We start from the raw sequence: 11,577 nt of genomic DNA, 5'->3' as shown, positions 1-11,577 counted from the left end.
ACAGCCTTTCCGCGGAACAATCACTTCTTTTATCGACTTGGAAGGATGAACAAGAGATGGAACAGGATAAGGAACAATCAAAGAAACGGTCCTATGCAATGCCGATTGCTTTATTGCTGCTTGTATTCAGCCTTACGGGCAACGTGTTTCTATACTCGCAATCGCTTCAGGGCGGCCAGGATGATAAGTACGAGAAAGGTTTGGAAGTTATCGAAGCGGCTAAGAAAGCAACCTCTTACTATCAGGCCGTGCTTGATGACGCGGCCGGCATTCTGGAAGGGAAAACGTCCGAGGCGGGCACCGTTATTCGAGACGCAGCCGGCGTAAATGATTTTTTGCAGCAAGCCGGCAGCTTTGAGGCAGATAACTCATTTGATCCCGCAAGGATCTATGCTTATATGATTGACGTTGATAACTCGCTTTCGTACATAAAAGAGCAGGATGAGACGCTAACGGAGAAGGACTCGGCGTACTTGAAAGCTCTTCAAGAGGTCTATTCGAAGCAGCTGGCGATCGTAAAGCAGTTTAACTTTGACGCGGACAAAACGCGCAGCGGAGCCATTCAAATTGGAGCGGGAATCGGATGGCTTGATATTGCCAAGCAGCTGAAGCAATCTATTGAGGAGCAATCTAGCATGAAATTGTCCGCCCGGTAGCCAAATGCCCAGTCCTGCATACGATAGTAGCAGACGGGAGGCTCACAAGGATGGAAAAAAGCAAGAAGGAAAAAGGGAAATTAACAGAGGCAAAGCCGCCAGCGACCAAGCCGGCAACGATCTCTCCTGCAATGGCAGAGAACCAGGCGCCGGCCGTGCAGGCGGCATTAACCGCGCCGCAGACCCAATCGCTGAAGGAGCACTGCTCCGCGCATATGCACCGTTACGTGCTCGCACAAACGCATGACGGATGGTGCATCGACGGCATCGTTGAGTACGTGGATGACCGATATTTATGTCTGGCAGTCCCAAGCAGCGGATCCTTGGGCTGGGACAACAGAGCTTTTTTACAGTACCCGGGTCTTTATCCGTATCCCTACTACCCAAGAGGACGCTTCAACCGCCAGGTATTGCCGCTGGTCGGGCTCCTCGCGTTGACGCTGCTGCCATTTTACTAAGAGTAAAGGGTTAAAATCGGTCCAGGAACGCGCTTGCGTTCCGGCCGGTATCCTCCGATTGGACGAGCATGCCATTTGTTTGTTATAATTAATGGCATAGTTTGGAATGAAGGGAGGGGCATATTTGGACTGTATTTTTTGCAAAATTATCGAAGGCTCCATTCCTTCGACGAAAGTGTACGAATCCGAGAACGTCATTGCGTTTAAAGATATTCAGCCCGCGGCTCCTGTACATATATTGATCATTCCAAAAAAACATATTTCCACGATGAACGATGTTACCGATGAGGATGGACCGGTCGTCGCGGAATTGTTCGCAGCTGCTCGGGAGATCGCGAAGCAGCAAGGAATTGCCGAGTCCGGTTACCGGCTCATTAATAATGTAAACAGCGACGGCGGTCAGGTTGTTTATCATCTCCATATCCATTTATTGGGCGGAGAGAAACTAGGAGCACTAGTAGGAAATAGTGTAAGTTGACACTTCATTTTGTTTTGTCTTATAATGAAGTGTGATAAACCGTGTTTATGTTTAATGCTCTGGACGGTCTGTTTCGGAGGGAGGGAAAACTGGTGTCTGAAACTAAAGTTCGCAAAAACGAAACTATTGATGCTGCGCTTCGCCGCTTTAAACGTTCCATCGCTAAAGATGGTGTTTTGGCAGAGGTGAAAAAACGCAAGCATTATGAAAAGCCAAGTGTAAAGCGCAAGAAGAAGTCCGAGGCTGCGCGTAAGAGAAAGTTTTAGGAGGATCCTTCCATAATGAACCTGAGCGATAGATTGAACGACGATATGAAGCAAGCCATGAAGAATCAGGACAAGTTCAAGCTGACTACGATTCGCATGATTCGTGCAGCTGTTAAAAATTTGGAAATTGATTTGAAGCGTCCTCTCGAGGATGCCGAAGTGGTAGATATACTTAGTCGTGAAATCAAACAACGTAAAGATTCCCTCCAAGAATTTAGCAAAGCCGGCCGAGATGATCTGGTTACAGATCTTTCAGCAGAAATTGAAATTATTAGTCAATACCTTCCCGCACAGCTGACCGAAGAAGAGATAAAAGCGATTGTAACGCAGACCATCCAGGAACTCGGTGCTTCTTCCAAAGCCGAGATGGGAAAAGTCATGGGTGCGCTTTTGCCAAAAACAAAAGGGCGCGCTGATGGTAAACTAGTAAATCAATATGTACAACAATTTCTGCAATAACTATATGTTCGGACGAAAACACCCCTTTCGAGGGGTGTTTTTGCTTTATTTATGACAATTTTGAAACATAATGTTCATATATGCGTATTAACGGTTACTGATTGAAAAGGAGGAGCGACACTTTGCAAACGAAACGATGGCGCATTGCAGCTGTCATTTGGCCTCTTCTGATGCTTGTTTCGATGATGCTGGTTACGGCAGGCGGACTGGTAACCGGAGGTAAAGCCGCGCATGGAGCGGAAGGATCAGAGCTTGGTCCCGCGGTGTACGTAGTGCCGGTCAAGCAAACGGTGGAATCCGGACTGAAATCGTTTTTGGAGCGGGCATACAAAGAAGCAGCCGAAGCAAAAGCGGAGAGAGTAGTGCTGGTGATCAATACGTTTGGCGGAGAAGTGACCAGCGCCGAGGAGATTGGGGAGCTGATCCGCAAAAGCAGCGTTCCCACCACTGCTTATGTTGAAGGCAAAGCGGTATCGGCGGGGACTTATATTGCGCTTAACGCGCAAAACATCGTCATGGAAACCGGAAGCACGATTGGCGCGGCGGCAGTCGTTAACGGCTCCGGCGATCTCATCGACAATCCGAAGGTTGTTTCTTTCTGGGTGAAGACGATGAGGGAGGCCGCCGAGCTAAACGGTCGTAACCCGGATATCGCTGCCGCGATGGTGGATCCCGGGGCGACACTGCCGCTTCCGGACCTGAAGCAGGTGAAGCAGTCCGGCCAAATTCTGACCTTAACGGCGGATGAAGCGCTGAAAGTCGGCTATGCCGAATACAAAGCGACTTCCGTGGAAGACGCGATCAAATGGCTGGGTCTTGAAAACCGGGAGCAGATCAATCTTAATCCTTCGATTGCGGAGAAGATTGCTTCCTGGCTGGTAAAGCCGGTCGTCATGACCGTGCTGTTCATCCTGGGTATTGCGGGTATTGCGATCGAGCTGTTCGTACCGGGCTTTGGAGTTCCGGGCATTGTAGGGATTCTGTCGTTTGGCTTGTATTTCTTCGGCCATTACATCGCGGGATTTGCGGGGATGGAGTCTGTAGTGCTCTTCATTGTCGGCATAGCGCTGTTATTGATCGAAGTATTTGTGCCAAGCTGGGGGATTCTCGGCATTCTCGGCAGTGCCTCCCTGATCGCCGGCGTGTTGACAGCGGCTTCAAATCCGATGACGGCCTTTATTTCGCTTGTTATCGCTTTGGCGGCAGCGGCCGTAATCCTGTATTTCGTAGTCCGGAAATACAAGGACAGAGGCATTTGGAACAAATTTATTCTGCGGGAAAAGCTGACAACCGAGCAAGGGTATTTGTCCGCGGAAACCAAGGAGGATCTTCTCGGCCAGGAGGGTGTTGCGATAACGCCGCTCCGCCCGGCAGGCACGATTCAAATTGGGGATAACCGGATTGACGTTGTGACTTCCGGCGAATTCATCGCTTCCGGCAAGACGGTAAAAGTAATCAAAACCGAAGGGACTTGGGTTGTCGTAAGAGAGGTCCTGTAGGATAATAAGAAAAAAATGACATGGAGGGTTATACGAAATGGATCCGACTGTTTCCGTATTAATTATTGTTGTAGTAGCGATTATTGTTCTGTCCGTGTTCCTCAGCTTCTTCCCGATTATGCTGTGGATTTCCGCTCTGGCATCGGGCGTGCGAATCGGCATTATTACGCTGGTAGCGATGCGTCTCCGCCGCGTAACGCCTAGCCGGATCGTGAATCCGTTGATTAAAGCGACAAAGGCTGGTCTAGGGCTTACGATTAATCAGCTGGAGAGTCACTTTCTCGCCGGCGGTAATGTTGACCGTGTCGTTAACGCCTTGATTGCAGCGCAACGCGCAAACATTCCGCTTGTCTTCGAGCGTGCGGCAGCAATTGACCTCGCGGGCCGCGATGTTCTGCAAGCCGTGCAAATGAGCGTTAACCCGCGCGTTATCGAGACGCCTATCGTAGCTGCGGTTGCGAAGGACGGCATTGAAGTAAAGGTTAAAGCCCGCGTTACGGTACGCGCGAATATTGAACGCCTCGTCGGCGGCGCCGGCGAAGAGACGATTATCGCCCGTGTCGGCGAAGGTATCGTAACAACGGTAGGTTCCTCCAACTCGCATAAAGACGTTCTGGAGAATCCGGATATGATCTCCCGTACCGTGCTTGGCAAAGGTCTTGACGCAGGTACGGCCTTTGAAATCCTGTCCATCGATATCGCGGACGTGGACGTAGGCAAAAACATCGGCGCGCACCTGCAAACCGAGCAGGCGGAAGCCGACAAGCGGATCGCGCAGGCGAAAGCCGAAGAGCGCCGCGCGATGGCGGTAGCGCAGGAGCAAGAGATGAAGGCCCGCGTCGTAGAGATGCGCGCGAAGGTCGTGGAATCCGAATCCCAAGTACCGCTCGCGATGGCGGATGCTTTGAAATCCGGTAAAATCGGCGTAATGGATTACATGAACCTTAAAAATATCGAAGCCGATACCCAAATGAGAAATACGATTGGCAAGCCGGACACTCCTAACGATAAAGACAACTAAGCCGCTTAAGCCGTGTCAAGCAAGGAGGTGCTGGCGTGAATCTGATCAGTTTTCTTTTCGAACATATTTATTGGGTTGTCATCATTGGCGGGGTGCTCTTCTCGATGTTCGGGCGTTCGGGCGCCAAGAAGCGTACGAACCGGATGCCGAGCTTCGGGGGAAGCAGCGAGCGCGAGCCGCATAGACCTGCAAACCGTCAAGATCCGGCATGGGAAGAGGATGATGAAGAAGAGTATCAGCCTCAGAAGCCCGTAATGGCCAGCTCCCCCCTTCAAGGAGAAAAGGGAGGCTTAGGGGAAGGCAGCAGATCGCAAACGCTGGAGCGCGCCATTCAGGCGGCACCAAGCCGGCCTGCGGAACCGCCTCGCGCGCGACTCGCAGCGGCCAACAAGCCTCAGGCCGCAGCGGCTCCTGCTGCAGCAACTAGTCAAACCGAAATGGCGAATCCTAAAGCCGACGAGCTGCGCAAAGCGGTCGTATGGGCCGAAATTTTAGGTCCTCCGCGTTCCAAGCGCCCGTTCGGCAAATAAACCATAAACCGTAACAGCCGGGTAATGATGCGTAATGCATCGTTGCCCGGCTGTTATTTTTTATCGCTGCTCCATATATCTCATAAATCGTTCCAACGTCGCATATTTTGGTACAGTACAATAATGTGCACTCGCGCGGCGGAGGGGGACAATGGATCAGCTATGGGCCGTATAAACCGTAAATTTCGAAAATGGACTGCCGATATATTGGATTTGCCGCAGGATGTGGTCTATGATCTGCCCCGCATGACGATGATTGGCGACCGACAGCTCTACATCGAGAATCACCGCGGCGTGCTTCATTTCTCCAGCGATAAGCTGAGACTTGCCTTAAGCAAAGGCGAGCTGGAAGTAACGGGATCCTCGCTTGTCATACGCACGATCTGGACGGAAGAGGTATTCATAGAGGGTCAAATAAAAAGTATCGAAGTAAGGGATCAGGAGGGATAAGCATGGCGGGTCAATGGCTGCAGTGGGTACGCGGTGTTGTTACGGTGCATATCAGGGACGGACAACCTGAACGGCTGGTAAACGGGGCTCTCGAAGGGGGGCTCGAGCTGTCTTCCATTCGTTGGACAAGCGATGGGAAGCTGGAATTCGAATTGTCGGTAGGCGACTTCTTCCGTCTTCGCCCGTTCTTGAAAGAGACAGGCTGCAGGGCGCATGTCGTCAAGCGGGAAGGGATGCCCTTCTGGCTGGTCCGGTTTGAGAAAAGAAAATTTTTCGCAATCGGGATCGGCCTGTTTTTTATCGGCATTTATTTGCTGTCCTCCCTTGTCTGGTCCATTGAAGTGAAAGGGAATGTAAAGCTGACCGAGGAACAGGTTCTGACCGCTGCCAAGAAGGAAGGAATCTTCCCGATGCAGTGGTCGTTTAAGCTCAAGGATAAAGACTTGTTATCCAAGGAGCTGGTAACCGATCTTCCGGGAGCAACCTGGGTTGGCGTTGAGAAAAAAGGGACAAGGATCGTTATCCAGGTCGTTGAATCCACGCAAGCGGAAAAGGCGGAGCTGCAAAATCCCCGGCATCTGGTTGCTTCGAATGACGCGGTAATTACGGAAATCTATACCGAAAAAGGCCGCCCTGTCGTCAAGAAAAATATGAAAGTCAAGAAAGGCCAAACCTTGATCTCGGGAACGATAGGAGGCGGCGCGTATACGCAGTCTGTTGTGGCAAAAGGCAAGGTGCGCGGGCTCGTATGGTATGAATTTAACGTGGCATCTCCTCTGACGCAGGAGGTTAAGGTATACACGGGAGAGAAGAAGACAAAATGGTATGGCGTCATCGGTAACCGGGCGCTTCAGGTAAGCGGCTTTGGCAAAAATCCGTTTGACAAGTCCGAAAATGTCGTTGTGGAGGAACAGGCGTCATGGCGAGGCATGAAACTGCCTTTCGGACGGCTCAAGAAGACGATCATGGAAGTCCGCACCGATGAGCGGGAGCTTACCGAAGAGGAAGCGAAAAGCAACGGAATGCTCCAGGCGAAGGCCGATGTCATGCTGAAAGCAGGCAGTGACGCGGTTATATTAAAGGAAATTGTTTTGCATGAAAAGACGGACAATGGTAAAGTTTATATGAAAGTTCTTTTTGAAGTGGAGCAATCAATCGTAGAAGAGATGCCACTAGTCCAGATGCAAGGAGAATGAGGTTGTTGCAGAGTGAAGCAAAAGTAGTCAAAATTCCGCTCCAAAATGCAGTAGAGGGCTTGGCCGTATTTGGTCCCCAAGATAAGTATCTAACGCTTGTGCAGCAGCAGATGGAGGCCACTCTGTCTTCGCGCGAAGCGGAAATCGTTATTTCCGGGCCGGCACAAGAGGTGGAGTCGCTAGAGCAGTTTTATAACGTGCTGCTTCAGCTTGTCCGCGGCGGCTATACACCGTCCGAGAGAGATATTACTTATGCGCTTGATCTTGCGCGCAGCATGCAAGCGGAAGAATTGCTCGATTTGCTTAAAGCTGAAATTACGACGACTTACAGAGGCAAGCCGATTCGCGTGAAGACAATCGGACAGCGTCATTACGTGAAGACAATCAAGAAGCAGGATATCGTATTCGGGATTGGCCCTGCCGGTACCGGCAAGACTTATCTTGCGGTTGTTCTCGCCGTAGCGGCGCTTAAAGAAGGCTCTGTTAAAAAAATAATGTTGACCCGTCCTGCGGTTGAAGCCGGCGAAAATCTGGGCTTCCTGCCCGGCGACTTGCAAGAAAAGGTCGATCCGTACCTGCGCCCGCTCTACGATGCGCTGCATGACGTGCTGGGTCCTGACCAGACGGCAAAAGCGTTTGAACGCGGAACTATCGAGATCGCTCCGCTCGCTTATATGCGCGGGCGTACGCTGGATGATTCGTTTATTATTTTGGACGAAGCGCAAAACACGACCCCGGAGCAGATGAAAATGTTCCTGACAAGGCTGGGCTTTGGCTCGAAAATGGTGATAACAGGCGACGTGACGCAGATCGATTTGCCGCGGGGCAAAAACTCCGGTCTTATCGAAGCGCAGCGCATTTTGAGGGATATAGAGGAAATTGGTTTTATTCATTTTTCCGAGCAGGACGTCGTTCGCCATTCCTTGGTTCAGAAAATAATCGTGGCATACAACTGGGACGCTGAAAACAAAGCATAGAGAGGAATGTCCGCTCGATGAATCAGACTCAGGCCGGAAAACAAATAAACCTGCAACAGGCAAAATCGGCTGGCTGGAAGCAGAGCACAGCAGTGCGAGTCTTGCTCTTATTTTTGTTTGTGCTGCTGTTTTATTTCAGCCTGGCTCCCCATTTGGTGCCGGAAACCTACGATATCCAGGTGGATGCCCCAAGCGACAAGGATATAGCAGCGCCGCATCAGATCTTCGACAGCAAGGCTACGCTGGAAGCGCAGGAACAGGCAGCGAATAAGATCGATTCGATCTATTCAAACGTTGCTCTGCGCAACGAACAGCTGATCGATCAAATTTTTATTCGGATTGAACAGCTGAATCTGGATGATCAGGTGACGGTACAAAACAAGGTTGAAATTTACCGGAATGAGATTCCCGGCAAATATGATGCGTTTGTCGATAATTTCGTCAAAATGAATGTGGGTACGGGCAAGTACAACGATTCGCTGCTCGAAGAGATGTCGAAGGTCATCAAGGAGCAGGTATATACGATTCCGGAAGAGACGTTCTACAAGCTTCCGAACCTGACGCTGGATCAGCTGGAAGAGATGCGCTCCGTCGGGCAGGATGTTGTCCGCAAGCTGATGAGCGAGCAGCTTCGCGATGCGGAAACGGCGCGTACGAAGGTTGCCGAGCTGGTTAACGCAAGCTCGCTGACCAACCGCTCCAGCCGCGAAATTGTGCAGGAGCTGGCACGATTCACGATTATGCCGAACCGGTTCCTCGATCAGCAGGCAACCGACGAAGCCAAAATTCTCGCAAAGCAGAACACGCCGCAGGTCGTCATCAAAGAAGGCGATCTCATCGTGAAAAAAGGCGAGATCATCACACCCGCGATGTACGATCTGCTGAAGGAATCCGAGCTTCTGCAGGACAAACGCAATTATTGGCCGCAGCTCGGGTTGCTGCTGATGTCCGTCATGATCGTTGTTGGCCTGTATACCTATATACACCAATACGGAAGCAGCGACACGACCAAGCCAAGCTATGGCAACACCCATCTGCTGATGCTATGGCTCATATACCTGATCAATATTATTACGATGCAGGTTATCTCCCTTACGCAGACCGATTCCGCGCCATATGCCGGATATTTGGCTCCGGCTGCGCTTGGTACGATGCTGATTACGCTGCTGCTGGATGTGCATCTGGCGCTGATCAGCTCTGTTTTGTTTGCGCTATGCGGAAGTATTATACTAAATACGCAAACCAGTCAGATTTTCGATTACCAATACGGGTTTGTCATTATCGTCGTTTCCCTTGCGGCGATTTTCTCGATTCACCGCGCTAGCCAGCGGTCAACGATTCTGAAGGCAGGCATTATGGTCAGTTTGTTTGGTTCGCTGGCTGTATTGTCGCTCATGTTCCTGAAGGAGCAGCTGGAGCAGGGGCCGCTCGTGTATTCTCTTGCCTTTGCTTTTGCAAGCGGACTATTAACGGCGATTCTTGTAATCGGGCTTATGCCATTCTTTGAAATTACGTTTGGCATATTGTCCGCGCTCAAGCTGGTAGAGCTGTCGAATCCGAATCATCCGTTGCTGCGCAAGCTGCTAACGGAGACGCCGGGCACCTACCATCACAGCGTAATGGTCGGCAATCTTGCCGAAGCTGCGGCGGAGTCTATCGGCGCAGACGGCCTTCTTTGCCGGGTAGGGTCTTATTATCACGATATCGGCAAAACGAAACGGCCTAGTTATTTTATCGAGAATCAGACAAACATGGAAAATCCTCATGATACCATCGAACCTAAGCTGAGCAAGTCGATCATTGTGGCCCACGCGCGCGACGGCGTGGACATGCTGAAGGCGCAGAACATACCGAAGCCGATCCGGGATATCGCGGAGCAGCATCATGGGACAACCTCCCTGAAGTTCTTCTACTTCAAAGCGCTCAAACAGGCGGAGGAGCAGGGGCTGGCCGTGAATTTCACGGAAGACGACTACCGTTATCCGGGTCCAAAAGCGCAATCGAAGGAAGCGGCTATCGTTGGTCTTGCAGATTGCGTGGAGGCAGCCGTGCGCAGTTTGCGGAGCCCTACGGTCGAACAGGTAGAGGCGATGATTCAGAAGATTATTAAAAGCCGCGTAGATGACAATCAATATAATGAGTGCGACCTGACGATGAAGGAACTCGATAAGATTGCCCATTCTTTGAAAGAAAGCGTTATTGGCATATTCCACTCGCGGATTGAATACCCGGAAGACGTAAAACCAAAGGAGCGTTAACGAAGCATGAGCTTGCAATTGGATTGGAGCAACGAACAAGACAAAATGGAAATTCCCGATCAGTGGGTGGAAAGGCTCGAGCAGCTTCTTCAGATCGCCGGCGAGATGGAAGGACTTACGGACGGCGAAGTGACTCTGACCTTTACGGATAATGAGCAGATTCACCAGCTTAACCGCGAATACCGCAACATTGACCGTCCTACGGATGTCTTGTCGTTCGCGATGCAGGATGACGGGACGGAAGAGCTCGATATTATTTTCGAAGTGGAGAGCGAGGATGAGATTGATCCGATCTCCGGCATGCTTGGCGATATTGTGATCTCGGTTGAGAAAGCGCAGGAGCAAAGCGAGGATTACGGTCATTCCCTGGAGCGGGAGATCGGTTTCCTGTTCGTTCACGGCTTCCTTCATTTGCTTGGCTATGACCATATGGACGACGCCGGCGAAGCCGAAATGACGGCTAAACAGGAAGCCGTTCTGCAGAAGGCGGGTCTGTCGCGTTAATGCCGAAGTTTATCCGCAGCCTGTCTTTTGCTTGTTCAGGAATTGTATTGGCTGTCCGGTCTCAGCGTCATATGAAGATTCATACGGCGGCGGCCGTTATCGTATGTCTGTTGGGGGCGTTCCTGCCCCTGAGCAGGCTGGAATGGGCGGTGCTGCTGCTAACGATATCGGTTGTGTTCACGCTCGAGATGGTGAACACGGCGATCGAAAAAACCGTTGATCTGGCTAGTCCCGGCATTCATCCGCTTGCGAAAGCGGCGAAGGATATTGCCGCCGGTGCCGTGCTGGTCGCGGCATGTTGCGCGATTATTATTGGGCTGCTCATCCTTGGGCCGCCCTTATGGCATTTTCTCATGGATTAATACGAAGAATAGGGGTTGAGGATCATGGCATTCGAAGGATTATCGGAGCATTATTCGAACCTGCTTGAAGCAGCGAAGGAGGCCATGTCGAGGGCATACGTGCCTTACTCCAATTTTCGCGTAGGCGCCGCGCTGCTTGACGAAAGCGGCCATGTCCACTCCGGCTGCAACGTGGAGAATGCCGCGTACAGCCCTTGCAATTGCGCCGAAAGAACCGCGTTGTTCCGCGCAATCGCCGACGGCAAGCGGCCGGGAGAATTTCAGGCCATTGCCGTAATGGGGGATACGGACGGACCAATCACCCCATGCGGAGTGTGCCGCCAAGTACTGGTAGAACTATGCAAGCCCGATATGCCGGTTGTTATGGGCAATCTTCGCGGCGACTGGAACATTATGACGGTCAGCGAGCTGCTGCCGGGTGCATTCACACCGGCTTCATTAGAGAAAGGAAGTTAACTATCCA

General features: G+C 51.3%; 15 protein-coding genes. All 15 read left to right on the top strand.

What is annotated here, in order from left to right; all coding sequences use genetic code 11:
• The first annotated feature begins 56 nt into the window (after nucleotides 1–56).
• The 15 genes from WFK81_RS14015 to cdd all read left to right on the top strand — a co-directional run bounded on the left by WFK81_RS14015 (nucleotide 57) and on the right by cdd (nucleotide 11,570).
• Complete coding sequence (locus WFK81_RS14015; protein ID WP_336787020.1) at nucleotides 57–656, top strand: hypothetical protein; 600 nt, start codon at nucleotides 57–59, stop codon at nucleotides 654–656.
• A gap of 50 nt (nucleotides 657–706) precedes the next feature.
• Nucleotides 707–1,114 carry a hypothetical protein gene (locus WFK81_RS14010; RefSeq protein ID WP_336787019.1) on the top strand — a complete coding sequence of 136 codons (408 nt, stop codon included), beginning with the start codon at nucleotides 707–709 and terminating at the stop codon, nucleotides 1,112–1,114.
• A 124-nt stretch (nucleotides 1,115–1,238) separates the two neighbouring features.
• The gene (locus WFK81_RS14005) at nucleotides 1,239–1,592 is read left to right on the top strand and encodes a histidine triad nucleotide-binding protein (RefSeq protein ID WP_336787018.1); all 354 of its coding nucleotides are present in this window, start codon (nucleotides 1,239–1,241) and stop codon (nucleotides 1,590–1,592) included.
• A 92-nt stretch (nucleotides 1,593–1,684) separates the two neighbouring features.
• Nucleotides 1,685–1,858: a 30S ribosomal protein S21 gene (gene rpsU, locus WFK81_RS14000; RefSeq protein WP_005547957.1), complete on the top strand. Its 174-nt coding sequence runs from the start codon at nucleotides 1,685–1,687 to the stop codon at nucleotides 1,856–1,858.
• Between the two features lie 15 nt (nucleotides 1,859–1,873).
• A complete protein-coding gene (locus tag WFK81_RS13995) occupies nucleotides 1,874–2,317 on the top strand; it encodes a GatB/YqeY domain-containing protein (protein WP_132304380.1) in 444 nt (147 codons plus the stop codon).
• 122 nt (nucleotides 2,318–2,439) lie between these two features.
• Nucleotides 2,440–3,816, top strand: a complete 1,377-nt coding sequence (locus tag WFK81_RS13990; RefSeq protein ID WP_336787017.1) for an NfeD family protein — start codon at nucleotides 2,440–2,442, stop codon at nucleotides 3,814–3,816.
• A 37-nt stretch (nucleotides 3,817–3,853) separates the two neighbouring features.
• The gene (gene floA / locus WFK81_RS13985) at nucleotides 3,854–4,837 is read left to right on the top strand and encodes a flotillin-like protein FloA (protein WP_336787016.1); all 984 of its coding nucleotides are present in this window, start codon (nucleotides 3,854–3,856) and stop codon (nucleotides 4,835–4,837) included.
• A gap of 35 nt (nucleotides 4,838–4,872) precedes the next feature.
• Nucleotides 4,873–5,367 carry a hypothetical protein gene (locus tag WFK81_RS13980; protein WP_336787015.1) on the top strand — a complete coding sequence of 165 codons (495 nt, stop codon included), beginning with the start codon at nucleotides 4,873–4,875 and terminating at the stop codon, nucleotides 5,365–5,367.
• 162 nt (nucleotides 5,368–5,529) lie between these two features.
• Entirely contained in the window at nucleotides 5,530–5,817 is a 288-nt protein-coding gene (gene yqfC / locus WFK81_RS13975) for a sporulation protein YqfC (RefSeq protein WP_336787014.1), read from the top strand.
• A 2-nt stretch (nucleotides 5,818–5,819) separates the two neighbouring features.
• The gene (gene yqfD / locus WFK81_RS13970) at nucleotides 5,820–7,013 is read left to right on the top strand and encodes a sporulation protein YqfD (RefSeq protein WP_336787013.1); all 1,194 of its coding nucleotides are present in this window, start codon (nucleotides 5,820–5,822) and stop codon (nucleotides 7,011–7,013) included.
• Nucleotides 7,010–7,990, top strand: coding sequence for a PhoH family protein (locus WFK81_RS13965; RefSeq protein WP_336787012.1), 981 nt, complete (start codon nucleotides 7,010–7,012; stop codon nucleotides 7,988–7,990). Before yqfD ends, WFK81_RS13965 begins: the two co-directional genes overlap by 4 nt.
• Before the next feature lie 17 nt (nucleotides 7,991–8,007).
• Nucleotides 8,008–10,248, top strand: a complete 2,241-nt coding sequence (locus WFK81_RS13960; RefSeq protein ID WP_336787011.1) for an HD family phosphohydrolase — start codon at nucleotides 8,008–8,010, stop codon at nucleotides 10,246–10,248.
• A 6-nt stretch (nucleotides 10,249–10,254) separates the two neighbouring features.
• A complete protein-coding gene (ybeY, locus tag WFK81_RS13955; protein ID WP_127496394.1) occupies nucleotides 10,255–10,752 on the top strand; it encodes an rRNA maturation RNase YbeY in 498 nt (165 codons plus the stop codon).
• Nucleotides 10,752–11,114: a diacylglycerol kinase family protein gene (locus tag WFK81_RS13950; RefSeq protein WP_336787010.1), complete on the top strand. Its 363-nt coding sequence runs from the start codon at nucleotides 10,752–10,754 to the stop codon at nucleotides 11,112–11,114. Before ybeY ends, WFK81_RS13950 begins: the two co-directional genes overlap by 1 nt.
• Before the next feature lie 24 nt (nucleotides 11,115–11,138).
• Nucleotides 11,139–11,570 carry a cytidine deaminase gene (cdd, locus tag WFK81_RS13945; RefSeq protein ID WP_336787009.1) on the top strand — a complete coding sequence of 144 codons (432 nt, stop codon included), beginning with the start codon at nucleotides 11,139–11,141 and terminating at the stop codon, nucleotides 11,568–11,570.
• The last annotated feature ends 7 nt before the right edge of the window (nucleotides 11,571–11,577 follow it).

Source organism: Paenibacillus sp. MMO-177, from assembly GCF_037147795.1.
Classification (GTDB): domain Bacteria; phylum Bacillota; class Bacilli; order Paenibacillales; family Paenibacillaceae; genus Pristimantibacillus.
This window is presented reverse-complemented; position numbering and strand designations above follow the sequence as displayed.